General features: G+C 65.8%; 19 protein-coding genes. 10 read left to right on the top strand and 9 right to left on the bottom strand.

The window, feature by feature from the left end:
- Positions 1-64: 64 nt before the first annotated feature.
- Complete coding sequence (gene lgt / locus ACNFBT_RS17785; protein WP_416751522.1) at positions 65-865, bottom strand: prolipoprotein diacylglyceryl transferase; 801 nt, start codon at positions 863-865, stop codon at positions 65-67.
- A 19-nt stretch (positions 866-884) separates the two neighbouring features.
- The gene (locus tag ACNFBT_RS17780; protein WP_416751520.1) at positions 885-1667 is read right to left on the bottom strand and encodes a sulfite exporter TauE/SafE family protein; all 783 of its coding nucleotides are present in this window, start codon (positions 1665-1667) and stop codon (positions 885-887) included.
- Positions 1668-1782: 115 nt separating this feature from the next.
- On the opposite strand from ACNFBT_RS17780, the gene ACNFBT_RS17775 reads away from it, so the two are divergent.
- The gene (locus tag ACNFBT_RS17775) at positions 1783-2532 is read left to right on the top strand and encodes an NRDE family protein (protein ID WP_416751518.1); all 750 of its coding nucleotides are present in this window, start codon (positions 1783-1785) and stop codon (positions 2530-2532) included.
- On the opposite strand, the gene ACNFBT_RS17770 is transcribed toward ACNFBT_RS17775, so the two are convergent.
- From ACNFBT_RS17770 to ACNFBT_RS17760, 3 genes are all read right to left on the bottom strand, one after another.
- Entirely contained in the window at positions 2529-3554 is a 1026-nt protein-coding gene (locus ACNFBT_RS17770; protein WP_416751516.1) for a diguanylate cyclase, read from the bottom strand. The two genes, ACNFBT_RS17775 and ACNFBT_RS17770, sit on opposite strands and share 4 nt — an antisense overlap.
- 73 nt (positions 3555-3627) lie before the next feature.
- Positions 3628-5907, bottom strand: coding sequence for a phosphoenolpyruvate--protein phosphotransferase (ptsP, locus tag ACNFBT_RS17765; RefSeq protein ID WP_416751514.1), 2280 nt, complete (start codon positions 5905-5907; stop codon positions 3628-3630).
- A gap of 32 nt (positions 5908-5939) precedes the next feature.
- On the bottom strand, positions 5940-6419 hold the full coding sequence (locus ACNFBT_RS17760; protein WP_416751512.1) for an RNA pyrophosphohydrolase: 480 nt from the start codon (positions 6417-6419) through the stop codon (positions 5940-5942).
- Positions 6420-6566: 147 nt separating this feature from the next.
- Between ACNFBT_RS17760 and ACNFBT_RS17755 the strand changes: the two genes are divergently transcribed.
- On the top strand, positions 6567-7223 hold the full coding sequence (locus ACNFBT_RS17755) for an HAD family hydrolase (RefSeq protein WP_416751510.1): 657 nt from the start codon (positions 6567-6569) through the stop codon (positions 7221-7223).
- 6 nt (positions 7224-7229) lie between these two features.
- Here the strand turns inward: ACNFBT_RS17755 and ACNFBT_RS17750 are convergent, their stop codons facing one another.
- The 3 genes from ACNFBT_RS17750 to ilvA all read right to left on the bottom strand — a co-directional run bounded on the left by ACNFBT_RS17750 (position 7230) and on the right by ilvA (position 9764).
- Positions 7230-7697 (bottom strand): DUF2269 family protein, encoded by a 468-nt coding sequence (locus ACNFBT_RS17750; RefSeq protein ID WP_416751508.1) that lies wholly within the window; start codon positions 7695-7697, stop codon positions 7230-7232.
- 10 nt (positions 7698-7707) lie between these two features.
- On the bottom strand, positions 7708-8175 hold the full coding sequence (locus tag ACNFBT_RS17745; RefSeq protein WP_416751506.1) for a DUF2269 domain-containing protein: 468 nt from the start codon (positions 8173-8175) through the stop codon (positions 7708-7710).
- A 74-nt stretch (positions 8176-8249) separates the two neighbouring features.
- Entirely contained in the window at positions 8250-9764 is a 1515-nt protein-coding gene (gene ilvA, locus ACNFBT_RS17740) for a threonine ammonia-lyase, biosynthetic (protein WP_416751505.1), read from the bottom strand.
- Between the two features lie 202 nt (positions 9765-9966).
- Between ilvA and rpiA the strand changes: the two genes are divergently transcribed.
- Both rpiA and ACNFBT_RS17730 read left to right on the top strand, forming a co-directional pair.
- Positions 9967-10638: a ribose-5-phosphate isomerase RpiA gene (gene rpiA / locus ACNFBT_RS17735; RefSeq protein WP_416751503.1), complete on the top strand. Its 672-nt coding sequence runs from the start codon at positions 9967-9969 to the stop codon at positions 10636-10638.
- 90 nt (positions 10639-10728) lie between these two features.
- Positions 10729-11061: a YegP family protein gene (locus tag ACNFBT_RS17730; RefSeq protein ID WP_416751502.1), complete on the top strand. Its 333-nt coding sequence runs from the start codon at positions 10729-10731 to the stop codon at positions 11059-11061.
- A gap of 45 nt (positions 11062-11106) precedes the next feature.
- Here ACNFBT_RS17730 and ACNFBT_RS17725 read toward each other — a convergent pair whose 3' ends face one another.
- The gene (locus tag ACNFBT_RS17725; RefSeq protein WP_416751500.1) at positions 11107-12036 is read right to left on the bottom strand and encodes an SdiA-regulated domain-containing protein; all 930 of its coding nucleotides are present in this window, start codon (positions 12034-12036) and stop codon (positions 11107-11109) included.
- Positions 12037-12174: 138 nt separating this feature from the next.
- On the opposite strand from ACNFBT_RS17725, the gene ACNFBT_RS17720 reads away from it, so the two are divergent.
- From ACNFBT_RS17720 to ACNFBT_RS17695, 6 genes are all read left to right on the top strand, one after another.
- Positions 12175-13191 carry an AraC family transcriptional regulator gene (locus ACNFBT_RS17720; RefSeq protein WP_416751499.1) on the top strand — a complete coding sequence of 339 codons (1017 nt, stop codon included), beginning with the start codon at positions 12175-12177 and terminating at the stop codon, positions 13189-13191.
- Positions 13192-13593: 402 nt separating this feature from the next.
- Positions 13594-14643, top strand: a complete 1050-nt coding sequence (locus tag ACNFBT_RS17715) for an ABC transporter ATP-binding protein (RefSeq protein ID WP_416751498.1) — start codon at positions 13594-13596, stop codon at positions 14641-14643.
- On the top strand, positions 14640-15554 hold the full coding sequence (locus ACNFBT_RS17710; protein ID WP_416751496.1) for an ABC transporter permease: 915 nt from the start codon (positions 14640-14642) through the stop codon (positions 15552-15554). The genes ACNFBT_RS17715 and ACNFBT_RS17710 overlap by 4 nt, the downstream gene beginning before the upstream one ends.
- Positions 15551-16339, top strand: a complete 789-nt coding sequence (locus tag ACNFBT_RS17705; protein ID WP_416751495.1) for an ABC transporter permease — start codon at positions 15551-15553, stop codon at positions 16337-16339. The genes ACNFBT_RS17710 and ACNFBT_RS17705 overlap by 4 nt, the downstream gene beginning before the upstream one ends.
- A 43-nt stretch (positions 16340-16382) precedes the next feature.
- The gene (locus ACNFBT_RS17700; RefSeq protein WP_416751493.1) at positions 16383-17432 is read left to right on the top strand and encodes an extracellular solute-binding protein; all 1050 of its coding nucleotides are present in this window, start codon (positions 16383-16385) and stop codon (positions 17430-17432) included.
- A 395-nt stretch (positions 17433-17827) separates the two neighbouring features.
- On the top strand, positions 17828-19213 hold the full coding sequence (locus ACNFBT_RS17695; RefSeq protein WP_416751491.1) for an APC family permease: 1386 nt from the start codon (positions 17828-17830) through the stop codon (positions 19211-19213).
- The last annotated feature ends 66 nt before the right edge of the window (positions 19214-19279 follow it).

Raw genomic sequence — 19279 nt, 5'->3', positions numbered from 1 at the left:
CTCGCTCCTACAAAGGTCCATGAAAAAGCCCGCCGATTGGCGGGCTTTTTCATTCAGGCGAAATTCAGTTCGCCGCCGGCTGCGCCGGTGCGCGGCGGTAGGCCCAGACCATCAGCCCGATGCCGCCCAGGACCATCGGCACGCACAGCACCTGGCCCATGGTCAGCCAGCCCCAGGCCAGGTAGCCCAGCTGGGCGTCCGGCACACGGACGAACTCGACGATGAAGCGGAAGATGCCGTAGCAGAGCACGAATAGGCCGGACACCGAGGCGGTCGGGCGCGGCTTGCGAGTGAACAGCCAGAGGACGACGAACAGCGCCACGCCCTCCAGGGCGAACTGGTACAGCTGCGACGGATGGCGCGGCTCCGGGCCGCCGGTGGGGAAGACCATCGCCCAGGGCACGTCGGTCACCTTGCCCCACAGCTCGCCGTTGATGAAGTTGCCGATACGCCCGGCGCCCAGGCCGATCGGCACCAGCGGCGCGATCAGGTCCATCAGCTGGAAGAAGCTCTTGTTGTTGCGCTTGCCGAACCACCAGGTCGCCAGCATCACGCCGATCAAGCCGCCGTGGAACGACATGCCGCCCTTCCACACCTCGAAGATCAGCGTCGGATTGGCGATGTATTCCTCCAGGTTGTAGAACAGCACGTAGCCCAGGCGTCCGCCCAGCACCACGCCGCAGGCCACCCAGAACACCAGGTCGGAGAGCTTCTCCTTGGTCCAGGTCGGGTCGAACTGGTGGAGCTTGCGCGACGCCAGCAGCCAGGCACCACCGATGCCGATCAGGTACATCAGGCCGTACCAGTGGATTTTCAGCGGCCCAAGCGCTACGGCAACCGGGTCGATCTGTGGATAAGGCAGCATCCGCTTCTCCTAGCAGGAATCAGATCAGGAAACTCAGCCCCACGCTGAACAGCAGCAGGGCGAACAGGCGCTTCAGGACTTTCGCCGGCAGGCGGTGCGCCAGCCGCGCCCCGATGCGCGCGAAGAACATGCTGGTCAGGGCAATCCCCACCAGCGCCGGCAGGTAGACGTAACCGACGCTCATCTCCGGCAGCTTGGCGTGGTGCCAGCCGACCACGATGAACGATATCGCACCGGCGATGGCAATCGGCAGTCCACAGGCGGACGAAGTCGCAACCGCCTGTTGCATGGAGACGCCGCGCCAGGACAGGAAAGGCACGGTCAGCGAGCCGCCGCCGATACCGAAGATCGCCGACGCCCAGCCGATCACGCCCCCGGCAACGCCCAGGCCGAAGCGCCCGGGCACCTCGCCGCCGCCCTTGGGCTGCAGGCCCAGCGCCATCTGCATCGCCACCAGGATGGCGAAGCCCCCGATGATCTTCTGCAGGACGTGCCCCTGGATCTTCGAGGCGGTGACCGCCCCCAGGGCGCTGCCCACCAGGATGCCCACGGTCATCCAGAGGAACAACCGCCAGCGCACCGCGCCACGGCGGTGATGCTCGAGGATCGAGTTGGTCGAGGTGAAGATGATGGTCGCCAGCGAGGTACCGACCGCCATCTGCGTCAGCACATCGGCGGAAAAACCGTGGGCGCTGAAGCTGTACACCAGCACCGGCACGATGATCAGCCCGCCGCCGACGCCGAACAGGCCGGCCAGAACACCGGCGCAGGCACCTAGCACCAGGTAGAGCACGAACTCCATGGGGCACCCTTCGTAAACAAAGCGGGCATGGTAGCCGATGCCTCCTGGGCGCTCCAGCCACTCCGGGACATCGATGGATGTTGATAGACTGCCGGCACACTACGGAGTTCGACCCATGTGCCTGATCGTCTTCGCCTGGCGCCCCGACCACGCCACGCCGCTGATCGTCGCGGCCAACCGCGACGAGTTCTATGCCCGACCTACCCTGCCGCTGTCGGCATGGGAGGACTTCCCCGGCCTGTACGCGGGCCGCGACCTGGAGGCGGGCGGCACCTGGATGGGCATCGCACCCGACGGCCGTTTCGCGGCGCTGACCAACGTCCGTGATCCGCGCCAGCCACTGGGGCCGCGCTCGCGGGGCGAACTGGTCGCCGCCTTCCTGCAGGGCCGGCAGGCGCCGCTGGAATACCTGCAGCAGGTCGCGCGCCGCGCCAGCGACTACAGCGGCTTCAACCTGCTGGTCGGGGACAGCGGGCAGCTCTGCTACTTCAACCCGCGCATCGGCCCGCCGACGGCGGTGGCGCCCGGCGTGCACGGGCTGTCCAATGCCGCGCTGGATACGCCCTGGCCGAAGCTGCTCCGCGCCCGTTCGGCGCTGGAGACCCAGCTCGAACAGCCGGAGGCGGGCTCGCTCGTCGCCCTGCTGGCCGACGACCGCCAGGCCAGTGACGCGGAACTGCCCGAAACCGGCGTGGGCCTGGCCACCGAAAAGCTGTTGTCGAGCGTGTTCATCGCCAGCGCGAACTATGGCACCCGCGCCAGCACGGCGCTGATCGTCCACGCGGACGGCCGCCGCGAACTGCTGGAGCGCAGCTTCGGCCCCAGCGGCGCGCGCCTGGGCGATGTGCGGGTGAGCATCCTCTAGCAGGTGACGATACAGTCGCGCCGCTGCTTGGCGCGGTAGAGCCCATCGTCGAGCCGGCGCATCAGCGCCATCAGGTCCTCGCCGTGGTGCATCGCGGTGACTGCGAAGCTGGCGGTCAGTTTTACCGGCAGCGACGTCTCCGCGCTGCGTATGCTCAGGCGCAAGCGTTCGGCCAACTCCCGCGCCTCGTCGCGGCTGGTTTCCGGCAACAACACGATGAACTCCTCGCCGCCCCAGCGGGCGAAGCAGTCTTCCTCGCGCAACTGCCGACGCACCACGTCCGCCACGGCCACCAGCACGCGGTCGCCGGCCGGGTGTCCCAGGCGATCGTTGACCCGCTTGAAATGGTCGAGGTCGAACATCAGCAGCGCGCAGGCGTGGCCGTGGCGCTGCAGGCGCTGCCATTCGGCATGCATCTGCTGTTCGAAGCGGCGGCGGTTGGCGATCTGCGTCAGCGGGTCGATCTCGGCCAACCGCAAGGCCATGGCCGCCTGTTCGGCGAGCGACTCGTTGGCCCGGCGCAGCGCCTCGGTGCGCGCCTCCACCAGCGCTTCGAGCTGCTGGTTGAGCTGCTGCAATTCGAGATTCTTCTGCTGCAGCGCCAGTTCCGCCAGCTTGCGCTCGTGGATATTGCGATGCGCGCCGATCATCCGGGTCGCCTGCCCCGTCTCGTCGAACTCGACGAAGCGGCCGTGATCGCTGACCCACAGGTAGCTGCCATCGCGGCAACGGCAGCGGTATTCCTCGGCGTAGTGCTCGCTGCGCCCCTCGATGTAGGCATTGAAGCCGTTCATCACGCGCCCGAAGTCATCCGGGTGGATCACCTCATGCCAGGTCGCGACGTTTTCCGGCAGGCTGTCCGTGTCGTAGCCGAGCATGCTGTACCAGCCAGGGGTGCGGCTGACGTGATGGGTACGGATATGCCAGTCCCAGATGCCATCGCTGACGATCCCCAGGGCCAGGCGCAGGGTCAGGGCACTGTCGTGGGCGTCCGCGCCGGGACTGACGTCGAGCTCGTCCATAAGCTTCGCCTTGGCCGGCGACCGGCCTCACCGTCTGGGTATCTCCCGCCACCGGGAGGGCACGAGCCCGGCGTCAGGCCTGGATGGTCGCCGCCGGGTTGATTACGCGGCCGAGGCCGAGGTTGCGCAGCGCCAGATGCAGCGAGCTGTGGATAACCTGCGGGTTGTCGAAGGTCATCAACTGACCGAGCAGCTCGCGGGACCTGGAAAGGGTCATCTGCCGCAGCAACCATTTCACCTTAGGCAAGTTGGTGGCGTTCATCGACAACGAATCGAAGCCCATGGCCATCAGCAGCACGGCGGCCGCCGGATCGCCGGCCATCTCGCCGCAGATGCTCACCGGCTTGCCCTCGGCGTGGGAGTCGTCGACCACCTTCTTCAGCGCCTGCAGCACGGCCGGGTGCAGGTAGTCGTAGAGGTCGGCGACGCGCGGGTTGTTGCGGTCTACCGCCAGCAGGTACTGGGTCAGGTCGTTGGAGCCGACCGAGAGGAAGTCCACCTGGCGCGCCAGCTCGCGGGTCTGGTACACGGCGGCGGGGATCTCGATCATCATGCCGATCGGCGGCATGGGGATGTCCACGCCCTCGTCGCGCACTTCGCCCCAGGCACGGTGGATCAGGTGCAGCGCCTCTTCCAGCTCGTGGGTGCCGGAAATCATTGGCAGCAGGATGCGCAGGTTGTCCAGGCCCTCACTGGCCTTGAGCATGGCGCGGGTCTGCACCAGGAAGATTTCCGGGTGGTCGAGGGTGACGCGGATGCCGCGCCAGCCGAGGAAGGGGTTCTCTTCCTTGATCGGGAAGTAGGACAGCGCCTTGTCGCCGCCGATGTCCAGGGTGCGCATGGTCACCGGCAGCGGATGGAAGGCGGAAAGCTGCTCGCGGTAGATGGCGAGCTGTTCCTTCTCGCTGGGGAAGCGGTCGTTGATCATGAACGGCACTTCGGTGCGGTACAGGCCAACGCCCTCGGCGCCGCGCTCCTGGGCACGCGCCACGTCTGCCAGCAGGCCGGTGTTGACCCACAGCGGCATGCGGTGGCCGTCCAGCGTTTCGCAGGGCAGCTCGCGCAGTGCGGCCAGGCCCTTGCTCAGTTCCTTTTCTTCGGCGACCACTTCGCCGTACTGCTTGACCAGCTGCGGCGAGGGGTTGGTGTAGATCTCGCCGTGGTAGCCGTCGACGATCAGGTCGATGCCGTCGACCTTGGAATACGGCAGGTCGACCGCGCCCATGACCGTGGGAATACCCATGGCGCGGGCGAGAATGGCGACGTGGGAGTTGCCCGAGCCGAGCACCGAGATCAGGCCCACCAGCTTGCCTTCGGGCACCTCGCCGAGCATGGCCGGCGACAGCTCCTCGCTGACGATGATGGTCTGGTCCGGGTAGGTCAGGGACTGCTGACGCTCTTCCTGCAGGTAGGCGAGGATGCGGCGGCCGATATCCTTCACATCCGAGGCGCGCTCGCGCAGGTAGGCGTCGTCCATCAGCTCGAAGCGCTGCACATGCTCCATCACCACCTGGCGCAGGGCGCCCTGGGCCCACTGGCCGGTGCGGATGATGCGCTTGACCTCCTGGCCGATGGAGGCGTCGTCGAGCATCATCAGGTAGACGTCGAACAGCGCGCGCTCTTCCTTGCGCAGCTGGCTGGCCAGCTTGCTGGAGAGGTTGCGCATGTCCTCGCGGACGGATTCGAGGGCCTGCTTGAACAGCTCGACCTCAGCCTCGACGTCGTCGATGGGCTTGTCCGGGACCACTTCCAGGTCAGCCGGCGGCAACACCACCACGGCCTTGCCCACGGCCACGCCGGGAGCGCCGGGAACGCCGACGAACTTGGCTTCGCTGATGCCCTTGCCCATCTTGCCCAGGCCACGGATCGACCCGGTGGCCTCGGCGTGGGCGATCACACCGGCGAGCTGCGCGCTCATGGTGACGAGGAAGGCTTCCTCGCCCTCGTCGAACTGGCGCTGCTCCTTCTGCTGCACCACCAGAACGCCCATCACCCGACGGTGGTGGATGATCGGTGCGCCGAGGAAGGAGGCATAGCGCTCCTCGCCGGTCTCGGCGAAGTAGCGGTAACGGGGGTGTTCGGAAGCATTCTCGAGGTTGAGCGGCTCCTCGCGGGTACCGACCAGGCCGACCAGGCCCTCGTTCGGCGCCATGCTCACCTTGCCGATGGAGCGCTTGTTCAGGCCCTCGGTGGCCATCAGCACGAAACGGTTGGTATCGGCGTCCAGCAGATAGACCGAGCACACCTGGGTGCCCATGGCCTCCTTCACGCGCTGCACAATGATGCCCAGCGCCGCCTTGAGGTCCTTGGCGGAGTTCACTTCCTGGACGATCTTACGCAGCGTGTTGAGCATGGCTTCCGGGTCTAACTCCTTGATCTTGCGTGCTAGTCGCGCGCCAAGAGGCGCGGTGCCAATTCCTTCAGGGCCCGGCGGTAGACCTCGCGCTTGAAGGTCACGACCTGGCCCAGCGGGTACCAGTAGCTGACCCAACGCCAGCCATCGAATTCCGGTTTGCCGGTCACATCCATGCGCACCCGGCTTTCCTCGCCGGTCAGGCGCAGGAGGAACCATTTCTGTTTCTGCCCGATGCACAGCGGTTGGCTGTTGGTCCGCACCAGGCGTTGCGGCAGGCGGTAACGCAGCCAGCCACGGGTACAGGCAAGAATACGTACGTCCTGTTCTTCCAGGCCGACTTCTTCGTTCAATTCGCGGAACAGCGCTTCCTCAGGGGTTTCACGGGGGTTGATGCCGCCCTGGGGAAATTGCCAGGCTTCCTGGTTGATACGCCGTGCCCACAATACTTGTCCGACATCGTTGGAAAGGATGATGCCGACATTAGGGCGAAAACCATCGGGATCGATCACGGCGGTACATCCTCGAAATCGCGTGTGCCCGCATTGTTCCACAAAGCTTGTGACAGCGGCAACGCGAGGCGCGGCGTCATGTGCAGGGCCGGCAAAAGCCGTTACTCTAGGCGACTTTTCAGCATAGGCAACCATTGGTAATTCGACGTGCGATTGGCTCTCTTCGATCTCGACAACACCCTCCTGGCCGGTGACAGCGACCACAGCTGGGGCGAATGGCTGTGCCAGCGCGGGCTGGTCGACGCCGGCGAGTACCAGGCGCGCAACGACGCCTTCTACGCCGACTACATGGCCGGCACCCTCGACGTGTTCGCCTACCAGGCCTTCACCCAGGCCATCCTGGGCCGCAACAGCCTGGAGCAGCTGGCGATCTGGCACCGCCAGTTCATGGAAGAGGTCATCGAGCCGATCATCCTGGCCAAGGGCGAGGCCCTGCTGGCCGAGCACCGCGCCGCCGGCGACAAGCTGGTGATCATCACCGCCACCAACCGCTTCGTCACCGGCCCCATCGCCGAGCGCCTGGGCGTGGAAACGCTGATTGCCACCGAATGCGAGATGAAGGATGGCCTCTACACCGGCCAGACCTGCGACGTGCCCTGCTTCCAGGGTGGCAAGGTGACCCGCCTGCAGCGCTGGCTCGACGAAACCGGCCTGAAGCTCGATGACGCCTACTTCTACAGCGACTCGCGCAACGACCTGCCGCTGCTGGACCTGGTGGCCAACCCGATCGCCGTCGATCCGGACGACACCCTGCGCGCCACCGCCATCGAGCGCGGCTGGCCGGTGATCAGCCTGCGCGACTGAGCCGCCTCAGAGCGTCTTGTTCACCATCAGGTGGAAAATCGCCAGAAAGGCCAGGAACGCCGGCCAGCCCAGGGCGAACCACCAGCGCATATAGAGGAAGGCTTGCGGCGGCAGCGCCGCACCTTCCCGGTGCGCCGTCTCGGCCATGTCCCGCACGCGGATCTGCAGCCAGACCACCGGCAGCCAGCAGGCGCCGGCAAACACGTACAGCGACAGGCTCCACAGCAGCCAGCCCGAATCCAGCGGCCAGCCGGCGATATGCGCCATGGCCAGGCCGCTCAGCGGCTGGAACAGCGCCGTGGTGGCGATGAACAGCCAGTCGGCGGTGACCAGGTGGCGAAAGGTGACCCGGATCGCCTCCAGGCTGCCGCTGCGCCACGCGCGCCAGGCGTAATAGGCCGAGCCCAGGCCGGTGCCGAACAGCAGCGTGGAAGAGAGGATGTGCAGGGTCTTGAGCAGCAGGTAGAAACTCACGAGGCGCGCTTCAGACCGGCTTGCTGATCATCAGCACCAGGATGGCGATCACGCACAGCAGCGAGAGCACGAAAAAGGCCAGGCCGAACTTCCACTCGCGCAGCGCACGCACGGCGATCGGCTCGCCGCTACCCTGGGCGGCCAGCGCCAGCCCACGGATACGCCACAGGCGGGTGGTGAACAGCAGCCAGAACAGCGTGGCGACGATCAGCAGGCAGGCACTGCCCAGCAGCCAGGTCTGCCCCAGCGGCAGGCCCGCGCCGTGGACCATCTGCCAGCCGCTGACCGGCAGGCTGGCGATACTGCCGGCGACCAGTACCCAGCCGGCCAGGCCGATGCGTTGCAGCGCCGTGGCGATCTTCCCGGCGTCGCCACCGCGCCAGCTGCGCCAGCCGTACCAGGCCAGGCCGATGATGGCGAGGAACGGCAGCACCGCCGCGACACCGTGGAGGATTCGGAAGGTCTGGTAGCTTTCCATGGTCATGCGTTCCTGTGAACAATCCCGTGTTCAGCGAAGACTAGCACCCGCCGCCGCGGCCCTGGTCCCCGGCGTCAGCCGAGGAACAGGCGATAGGCCGGGTTGTCGCTCTCGTCCCAGTAGGGGTAGCCGATCTCTTCCAACGCTGCGGCCACCAGGTGCTTCTCCTCGTCCGGCACCTGCAGACCTGCGACTACGCGGCCGTCGGCGGCGCCATGGTTGCGGTAGTGGAACATGGTGATGTTCCAGCGCCCGCCCAGGCGGTTGAGGAAGTTGAACAGCGCGCCCGGCCGCTCGGGGAACTCGAAGCGGAACACCTGCTCGCCCGACACGCGCGGCGAGTGGCCGCCGACCATGTGGCGGATGTGCAGCTTGGCCAGCTCGTTGTCGGTCAGGTCGAGCACCGGGAAGCCCTGGCCGCGCAACTGTTCCACCAGCGCCTCGCGCGGATCGTTGTCCGGATGGGTCTGCACGCCGACGAAGATGTGCGCTTCCTGGTTGGTGTTGTAGCGGTAGTTGAACTCGGTGATCTGGCGCTTGCCGATGGCTTCGCAGAAGGCCTTGAAGCTGCCCGGACGCTCGGGGATGGTCACCGCGATGATCGCTTCGCGCTTCTCGCCCAGTTCGGCGCGCTCGGCCACGTGGCGCAGGCGGTCGAAGTTGATGTTGGCGCCCGAATCGATGGCCACCAGGGTCTGGCCGCTGGCGCCCTCGCGCTGCACGTACTTCTTGATGCCCGCCACCGCCAGCGCGCCGGCCGGCTCGGTGATCGAGCGGGTATCGTCGTAGATGTCCTTGATCGCCGCGCAGATCTCGTCGGTGCTGACGGTGATCACCTCATCCACGTACTGCTTGCAGACATCGAAGGTGTGCTGGCCGATCTGCGCCACGGCCACGCCGTCAGCGAACAGCCCGACCTGCCCCAGCACCACGCGCTCGCCGGCGGCCATGGCGGCCTGCAGGCAGTTGGAGTCGTCCGGCTCGACGCCGATCACCTTGACGTCCGGACGCAGGTATTTGACGTAGGCGGCGATGCCGGCGATCAGGCCGCCGCCGCCGACCGGGACGAAGATCGCGTCCAGGCGGCCCGGATGCTGACGGAGGATCTCCATCGCCACGGTGCCTTGGCCTGCGATCACTTCCGGATCGTCGTAGGGGTGGATGTAGACGTAGCCCTTCTCTTCCACCAGTTTCAGCGAATACGCCAGTGCCTCGGGGAAGGCGTCGCCATGCAGCACGGCCTTGCCGCCACGGGCGCGCACGCCCTGCACCTTCAGCTCCGGCGTGGTGCGCGGCATCACGATGGTCGCCTTGATCCCGAGTTCACGGGCCGCCAGCGCCACGCCCTGGGCATGGTTGCCCGCCGAGGCGGTGACCACGCCGCGTGCCAGTTCCTCCGGGCTCAGCTGCGCCAGCTTGTTGTAGGCGCCGCGAATCTTGAAGGAGAACACCGGCTGCAGGTCTTCGCGCTTGAGCAGAATCTGGTTGCCCAGGCGCTCGGAGAGCTGGCGGGCGGGCTGCAGGGGCGTTTCCACGGCAACGTCGTAGACACGCGAGGTGAGGATCTTCTTGACGTATTGTTCGAGCATCGGAAGGGCACATTCGGCGGCATTTTCGAGGATTTGCGAGTCTACTCCAGCCGGCGCCGGGCGGGCCACCGAACAATCCGCGCGGGAATGACCATAACAGTTGCCAGGCGGCGCAACACCGAGGCGGCCGTGGCCGCTATAATTCGACCCTTCGTACCTTCCCGGGCGCCCGGCGCGCCAACCATCCAGAAGACAGTCCGCCATGAACCAGGATCAGCTCAAGCAGGCAGTGGCCCAAGCCGCCGTCGACCACATTCTTCCGCACCTCGACAGCAAGAGCATCGTGGGCGTGGGCACCGGCTCCACCGCCAACTTCTTCATCGACCTGCTGGCCAAGCACAAGGCCGAGTTCGACGGCGCGGTGGCCAGCTCCGAAGCCACCGCCGCACGCCTGAAGGGCCACGGCATCCCGGTCTACGACCTGAACACCGTCAGCGAGCTGGAGTTCTACGTCGACGGCGCCGACGAAACAAACGAGCGCCTGGAGCTGATCAAGGGCGGCGGCGCCGCGCTGACCCGCGAGAAGATCGTCGCCGCGGTGGCCAAGCAGTTCATCTGCATCGCCGACGCCAGCAAGCTGGTACCGATCCTCGGCGGCTTCCCGCTGCCGGTGGAAGTCATCCCCATGGCCCGCAGCCACGTGGCCCGCCAGCTGGTGAAGCTGGGCGGCGACCCGGTGTACCGCGAGGGCGTGCTGACCGACAACGGCAATATCATCCTCGACGTGCACAACCTGCGCATCGACAGCCCGGTCCAGCTGGAAGAAGCGATCAACAACATCGTCGGCGTGGTCACCAATGGCCTGTTCGCCGCGCGTCCGGCCGACCTGCTGCTGCTCGGCACCGCCGAAGGCGTGAAGTCGCTCAAGGTCTGAGCCTGCGGGGCGCCATCCACCCGATGGCGCCCGCCCTCCCGCTCGCGGCCGTCTACGCTGGGGATACCTTCCACCCAACGGAGAAACGGCATGGCCGCCAAGTACCATCTCAAGACGGCCAGTGATGGCCAGTTCCACTTCAACCTGCACGCCAGCAATGGCGAGATCGTGCTGACCAGCGAGCTGTACAAGGCCAAGGCCTCGGCCGAAGCCGGCATCGAGTCGGTGCGCCAGAACTCCCAGCGCGAAGGCGCCTTCGAGGTGAAGACCGCCTCCAACGGCAAGCACTACTTCGTGCTCAAGGCCACCAACGGCCAGGTCGTCGGCCAGAGCCAGATGTATGCCAGCCAGGCTAATGCCGAAGGCGGCGTGGCCGCGGTGAAGCGCTATGCGCCGGAAGCCTCGGTCAGCGACGAGACCTGAAACCGCCCCTGCGCGAGCGAGTTCTGAAGAAGGACGCGGAGGCGCTCAAGGCGCCTCCGCCTCGCGCTTCTTGAACACGTAGAAGAGGTTGGGCTCGCTGACCAGGTACAGCGTGCCCTGGTCATCCATGGCGATCCCCTCCGCCTGCGGCACGCTGCGGCGCAGGCCCTGCATGCCGCGCAACAGTGACAGCGAACTGATCGGCTCGCCCTCGGCGCTGAGCTCCAGCACCAGCCGCGACTCATCGGACAGCGCCAGCAAGTGCCCGCTGCGGGTGTCGTACAACAGGCTGGACAGGTCGCGGACGAACAGGTTGCGGTTGTGCTTGAGGTCTTCCACCACATGCACGGCGAAGGGCTGGTCGCTGTGCATCTGGGGGAAGCCCCGCACCTCGTAGATGCGCACCGGGTTGCGCTCCTTGGCAACGAACAGGCGCTTGCCCAGTGCGTCGTAGGCCAGCCCCTCGAAGCCCTGGTTGCCGAGGTTGCCCACCGACAGCGAGAGCTGCTGGGCCTGGCTGGCGTCCAGGTGAGTGGTGTCGTCGCGCAGGGTTATCCGGAACAGCCGCTGGCGGTGCTCATCGCTCAGCACGTAGACATCCTTGCTGATGTACTCGATGGCTTCGGTGTCGCCGAAGTCCCCCAGGCTGATCTTGCGCAACAGCTTGCCTTCCAGCGACAGCTCGACGAGCTGCGCCGGCTTGTTGGTGACGGAGAACAGGGTTTGCCGGTCGGGGTCGTAGGTCAGCGCCGAGACGTTATCCTCCAGCCCCGCGATCGGCTCGGCCTCCAGCACCACGCGGTAATCCGGCAGCCACAGCGACTTGCCGCGCCAGACCCCGGCATGGCGCCACTCCTCGAAGCCAAACCAGACCCGCTCGTAGACACGCAGGACCTGCCCCAGCCCGAGCAGCAGCGCCAGGGCGACCAGCAGCAGCGCGGCGATCAGGCGGCGGGGTGTGAGCAGGCGGCGCATGGAGGGCTCGACGATCTCGGAAAGGCCGCGCAGCTTCGCAGCCAGGGCTGAAGCCAAACTTAAAGGCAGCAGGGGAAATGCCCGCAGGCTAGAGTCAGGTTAGCGCAAGACCGATCGATCATCCCCACAGGTGTACCGATGCCCGCGTCCCTGCTTCCCGAACAACGCCAGCAAGCCACCCTGCATACCGTGGTGCTGGCCACCGAGGTGCTGCATCACGCGGGCATACCGCGCCAGCGGCTGCTGGAGGGCAGCGGCATCGACGCGGCGGACCTGCTGACCCCGCACAAGCTCATCACCCACGCCCAGGAGCTGCGGGTCTTCGCCAACGCCCTGAGCTGCCACCACGATCCGGCCCTGGGCCTCTACCTCGGCCTGCGCATGCACGTCTCGGCCTACGGCATCCTCGGCTACAGCATGCTCGCCAGCCGCACCCTTCGCGATGCACTGCAACTGGCGCTGTCCTTTCCCGACCTGCTCGGCACCTACTTCCGCCTGGCACTGACACCGCAGGGCGATGAGGTCCATCTGACCGCCGACGGCTACCGCTACGCGCCGGAGCTGACGGTGTTCAACACCGAGCTGTGCCTGACCTCGATGCTCACGGTGATCCGCGACCTGCTCGGCGAGTCGGTGCGCCCGCGCCGCCTGCTGCTGGCCTACCGGCCGCCGCTGCACGCGGAAACCTACACCGAACGCCTGGGCTGCCCGGTGGAGTTCGGTGCGCCGACCAGCGCGCTGTGCTTCAGCCCGGCGCTGCTCGACCGCCCGCTGCCGCTGGCCGACCCGGTGAGCTGCCACAACGGCGTGCAACAGTGCCTGCGCATGAGCGCGATGCTCAGCAGCCGTGGCGACGTGATCGAACAACTGCGCCAGCACCTGGCCAGCCACCTGCAGGACACCGCCAATCTCGACACCGTGGCGCGCCACCTGCACCGCTCCACCCGCACCCTGCGCCGCCATCTGCAACAGCAGAACACCAGTTATCAACAGGTGCTCGACGAGGTGCGCTTCGACCGCGCGCGGCAACTGCTCAAGGACACCGACCTGCCGATCTACCTGATCGCCGAGCAACTCGGCTACAGCGAGACGGCGAGCTTCCGGCATGCGTTCCATCGCTGGAGCGGGTCGAGTCCGAGCCTGTATCGGGGCTGACATTCACCGGCAGCCCGTAGGGCGTACAACCGTTCGCGGTTGTACGCCGATACACCGTACTTATCGTCGGCGTCATGGTTGAGTTCAGAGTGCCCTGAAGCTGCGGCTCCGAGGCCTGCTCCGGTGCGTTCGGGAGTTAGGGTCAAACGGCGTATAACGTCGAACGTTATACGCCCTACGCATCTGATCCTGCGGAAATGCGCTTTGCACGCCAGCCCGCTGACGCCTGAAATCCCGCATCCCAGAGGGTATTTTCAACTTGGCCTGATTTATCCCTTATTGGCCTGATCTATCGTTCTGCGTACCGGGCTGCTTGGTCATTATCAATCCGCAGCTAGGTGAAACGGTCTCAGAAACCGTAAAACCTCAACAATAACAACTGCTTAACTGCATGGTACCAGCATGACCAGCGCGATCACCATCGAGCGGATATGCATGGAGTTCGGTACACCCGGACAAGGCCTCAAGGCCCTGGACGACGTGTCACTGGAAATCCGCGCCAACGAGTTCTTCACCCTCCTCGGGCCTTCGGGCTGTGGCAAGACCACCTTGCTGCGACTGATCGCCGGATTCGAACAACCCTCCTCCGGCAGCATCCGCCTCTACGGCGATGCGATGGAAGGCCTCCCGCCCTTCCGCCGCCCGGTCAACACCGTCTTCCAGAGCTACGCCCTGTTCCCGCACATGACGGTGGCGCAGAACATCGCCTTCGGCCTGGAAATGCAGGGCAAGAGCCGCGCCGACATCGATGCCACCGTGCAGAAGATGCTCGACCTGGTACGCCTGCCGGACGTCGGCTCACGCCGCGCCGACCAGCTCTCCGGCGGCCAGCAGCAGCGCATCGCCCTGGCCCGCGCCCTGGCCAGCCGGCCCAAGGTGCTGCTGCTCGACGAATCCCTTTCCGCGCTGGACCTCAAGCTGCGCAAGGAAATGCAGATCGAGCTCAAGCGCCTGCAGCACGAGACCGGCATCACTTTCATCTTCGTCACCCATGACCAGGAAGAAGCCCTGACCATGTCCGACCGCATCGCGGTGATGAGTCGCGGCAAGGTCATGCAGATCGGCACGCCGACGGAAATCTACGAAGCGCCGGTCAACCGTCTGGTGGCCGACTTCATCGGCGAGACCAACTTCCTCGAAGGGGAATCCAGCGGCGACAGCGTGCGCCTGCCCGACGGCCAGCTGCTGCCGGCGGCGACCACCCTGCCGGGCAAGGTGACCCTGGCGATCCGCCCGGAACGTACCGAGCTCGCGCACGACGGCCAGCTCGAAGGCGTGGTGGAGAACATCGTCTACGTCGGCACCGACACCGTGTATCACCTCAACGTCGCCGGTCAGGGCGGCTTCCGCGTGCGCCAGCAGAACCGCGACGGCGCCCATTCCACCCACGCCCCGGGCGCACGGGTACGGGTCCGCGTGCCCGCCACCGCCATCCGGGTGCTGGCCGAATGAGCACACTGCGCGCACAAGCCGAACGCAAATCGCTGTTCAATCGCCTGGCCCTGACCAGCCCGGCGATGATCATGCTGGTGGTGTTCCTCGTCCTGCCGCTGGGCATCATGTTCGCCGTGTCGGTCCAGGCACCGGGGGACTACGGCGGTGTGAAATGGGGCCAGCACACCGTCGAGGCCTACATCAATTTCCTCTGGGAGCGCGACCTGGACGACAGCCTGTCGTTCAATGCCGACTACCTGGGCATCTTCCAGCGTTCCTTCTGGCTGTCGATCCTGACTACCCTGGGCTGCCTGCTGATCGGCTTCCCCACCGCGCTGTACCTGGCGCTGCAGGACGAACGCCGGCGCAACCTGCTGATGTTCCTGGTCACGGTGCCGTTCTGGACCAACCTGCTGGTGCGGGTCTACGCCTGGATCCTGCTGCTGCGCAACGGCGGGCTGATCGACGAGGGGCTGCACGGGCTGGGCTTCACCGACGCGTCCATCGGCCTGCTCTACACCGACAACGCGGTGATCATCGGCCTGCTCTACACCTACCTGCCGTTCATGGTGCTGCCCATCTACACCAGCCTGGAAAAGATGGACTGGCGCCTGGTGGAAGCCGCCTTCGACCTCGGCGCCAACCGCTGGAAGGCGCTCAAGCGGATCATCGTGCCACTGGCCATGCCCGGCATCGTCGCCGGCTGCATCCTGGTGTTCATCCCCTCGCTGGGCAGCTACATCATTCCCGAGCTGTTGGGGGGCGGTAAGTCGCTGATGATCGGCAACCTGATCCAGCTGCAGTTCGGCACGGCGCACAACTGGCCGTTCGGCGCGGCGCTGTCCTTCGCCCTGCTGGCCTTCGTACTGCTGGCGATGATGATCTACAGCATGCGCTTCAAGCAGGGCACCGGGGGAGGTCATCCATGAAGTCGGCCAATCCGCTCTGGCGTTTCACCGGCGTACGGCCCGCGGCCTGGCTGTTCTTCGCCTTCCTCTACATCCCGATCATCGTGCTGGTGGTGCTGAGCTTCAACAGCGGCCAGTCGGCGACGCTGTGGGAAAGCTTCAGCCTGAAGTGGTACGCGGTGGTGGCGGACGACCCGGAGATTCTCCGCGCGGCGAAGAACTCGCTGATCGTCGCCAGCCTCGCCACGATCATCTCCACCACGCTGGCCACCCTCGCCGCCCTCGGCATGCGCGGCCGGATTTTCCGTGGGCAGGGCCTGATGAGCGGCGTGCTGGGCCTGCCGCTGCTGGTGCCGGAGATCGTCACAGCCGTGGCGACCCTGATGTTCTTCGCCTTCATCGGCCTGAAGCTGTCGCTGTTCACCATCCTGCTGGCGCACGTGGTGTTCTGCATCCCCTTCGCCTACCTGCCGATCCGTGCCCGCCTCGAAGGCATGGACCCGCGCCTGGCCGAAGCGGCGGCGGACCTCTACGCCTCGCCCTGGAAGACCTTCTGGAAGGTGACCTTCCCGCTGCTGATGCCGGGCATCCTCTCCGGGGCGATGCTGGCGTTCATCATCTCGATGGACGACTTCGTCATCACCTACTTCGTCGCCGGGGCCGGGGCCACCACCCTGCCGGTGTACATCTTCAGCTCCATCCGCATGGGGATTTCCCCGAAGATCAACGCCATTTCTTCAATAATACTGTTGATTTCCATCGCGTTCGTTGCGTTGTCGTACTACGTCGGCCAGCGTCGCCGCTGACCTCCTGCCGCCACACAAAACAACATTGCAAGGAGCTTCACCGATGAAATTCCGCCGTACCCCCATTGCCCGCACGGTCCTCGCCGCCAGCCTGCTGCTGGCCGGCAGCGCCCACGCCGAAGGCACCCTGCACTTTGCCAACTGGTCGGACTACTTCCCGCCGGAGCTGTTGAAGAAATTCGAAAAGGACACCGGCATCCACGCCACCCTGGATTCCTACGACAGCAACGAGACCCTGCTGGCCAAGCTCAAGGCAGGCGGCGGCGCCTATGACGTGGTGGTGCCCTCGGACAGCTTCATCGAAATCTTCGTCAAGGAAGACCTGCTGCAGAAGCTCGACAAGGCGCAGCTGCCGAACCTGGCCAACCTGAAGGACAAGTTCAAGGCCCTGAGCTACGACCCGGGCCACGACTACACCATCCCCTACCTGTGGGGCACCACCGGCTACAGCTATGACAGCGCCAAGGTGCCCGGCGGCCAGCTGGAGGAAAGCTGGAAGCCCTTCTTCGAGCCGCCGGCCGAGCTGAAAGGCAAGGTGGTGGCGCTCAACTCCATCGAGGAGCTGTACGCCCCGGCGTCCTACTACCTGGGCATCAACGAGTGCACCGAGGACCCGAAAGAGGCGGCGAAGATCCAGGACCTGCTGCTCAAGCAGAAGCCGATGCTGGCCATGTACAACAGCGACGGCACCATCGAGCGCATGGCCGCCGGCGAAGTCTCCATGCACCAGCAATGGAACGGCGCCTTCCACCGCGCCCACGCCCAGCGCGCCAGCCTGGTCTACGTCTATCCGAAGGAAGGCATCCGCCTGTTCATCGACAACCTGGCCATTCCCAAGGACGCCACCAACATCAAGGAAGCCCACACCTTCCTGAACTGGATGATGCAGCCGGAAAACATCGCCGCCGCCTCCAACTTCGCCAAGTACAACAACGCCATCCAGGGTTCGGACAAGTACATGGAGAAGGAGCTGTTCGACGACCCGGCGATCAACACCCCGGCCGACAAGCTCGATCGCCTGAAGCCCTTCCAGCTGTGCTCGCCGAAGGCGCTGCAACTGCGCTCCAAGGTGTGGACCAAGCTGAAGAAATGACCCGGAGAATACCCGGTGCGGCGGTGCGCGCCGGGTATTTCTGACAGTCATTTTGGCCATTTCGATCCCTTTTTGACCCTTTGCAGGGTTCTGCCCGGCCACCTCCGTTGCTAGAGTCGGGCGGCTCGCGCAGGGAGCGGCAGGAAAGGCGGCCAGCTCCGGCGCCACAATCAGTGGCGCGGGAATATCCCAAGGGAACGCGAGCGCGTTATCCACAAGAACAAAGTCCCCGAGAACGCCCATGACCAGCTTTTGCGTCACCCTGCAGCACAGCCCTTCATTCCTCGCCCGTCGTCACTGCTGCGGCTGAGCCGTAGCCGACGACATCCCGACGGCCACCGAACGCCGTCCAATCGCGCCCTATACAAGAGCCAGAACAATCGCGAGGAATCCCCATGGCCAGCCAACACAGCGCCAGCACTGCACACATCACCCAGGGTGACGCGGCCTCCGCCGACGCCCGCCTGAAACGCGTACTGGGGCTGCCCGCCCTGGTCTTCTTCGGCCTGGTCTACATGGTCCCGCTGACCATGTTCACCACCTACGGCGTGGTCACCGAGATGACCGGCGGTCGTACCGCCACGGCCTACCTGATCACCCTGCTGGCGATGCTTTTCACCGCCGCCTCCTACAGCTTCATGGTGCGCAAGTACCCGATCTCCGGATCGGCCTACTCCTACACCAGCCTGAGCTTCGGCCCGGCAGTCGGCTTCCTGTCCGGCTGGTCGCTGCTGCTCGACTACCTGTTCCTGCCGATGATCAACTACCTGCTCATCGGCCTGTTCATGAACATCGCCTTCCCGGAAATCCCGGCCTGGGTCTTCGTGGTCGGCTCCATCGCCCTGGTCACCGTGCTCAACGTGGTCGGCATCAGCCAGGTGGCCGGCATGAGCAACATCATCGTCGGCGCCCAGCTGGTGTTCATCGTGGTCTTCGTGGCGATGTCGTTCAAAAGCCTTGCCGGCGCCCCGGTCCTGGACCTGGCGCTGCCCTTCACCGGCGACGGCAGCAAACCCGGCTTCGCTCCGCTGATGGCCGGCGCCGCCGTGCTGTGCCTGTCGTTCCTGGGCTTCGACGCGGTCTCGACCATGGCCGAGGAAACCCGTGACGCCCGCCGCGACATCCCGCGCGCGATCATCATCACCACCGTGATCGCCGGCCTGATGTTCACCCTGCTGGCGGTGATCAGCCAGCTGGTGTTCCCCGGCAGCGTGTTCCAGAACGCCGACTCGGCGGCCAACGAGGTGATGCTCAAGGCCGGCGGGCAGTTCCTGACCAACTTCTTCACCGCCGCCTACATCGCCGGCTGCATCGGCTCGGCGCTGGCGTCGCAGGCATCGGTGTCGCGCATCCTGTTCACCATGGGCCGCGACGGCATCCTCCCGCGCAGCCTGTTCGGCGTCCTGCACGCGCGCTTCCAGACTCCGGTGGTGGCGATCCTGGTGGTCTCGGTGATCTCCCTGCTGGCCGTGGTGCTGGACCTGACCACCCTGGCCTCGATGATCAGCTTCGGTGCGCTGGTGGCCTTCTCCGTGGTCAACCTGGCGGTGATCCGCACCTACCTGGGCGTCGAGCGCCGCCGTGGCGCCGGCAACCTGCTGAAGTACGGGCTGATCCCCTTCATCGGCCTGTGCCTGACCCTGTGGCTGTGGACCAGCCTGTCGCAGCTGACCCTGATCGTCGGCCTGAGCTGGTTCGCCGTCGGCTTCACCTACCTGGCGGTGCACACCGGCGGCTTCCGCCGCAAGGCGCCGAGCGTGAACTTCGAGGAAAACCCATGACCCAGTGTTCGCCCCCTGCCCGCCCAGGCGGCGAACACGCCCCGACAACCTGAACCCAGCGGGCGC

The organism is Pseudomonas sp. NY15181 (assembly GCF_048068055.1).
Classification (GTDB): Bacteria; Pseudomonadota; Gammaproteobacteria; order Pseudomonadales; family Pseudomonadaceae; genus Pseudomonas.
This window is presented reverse-complemented; position numbering and strand designations above follow the sequence as displayed.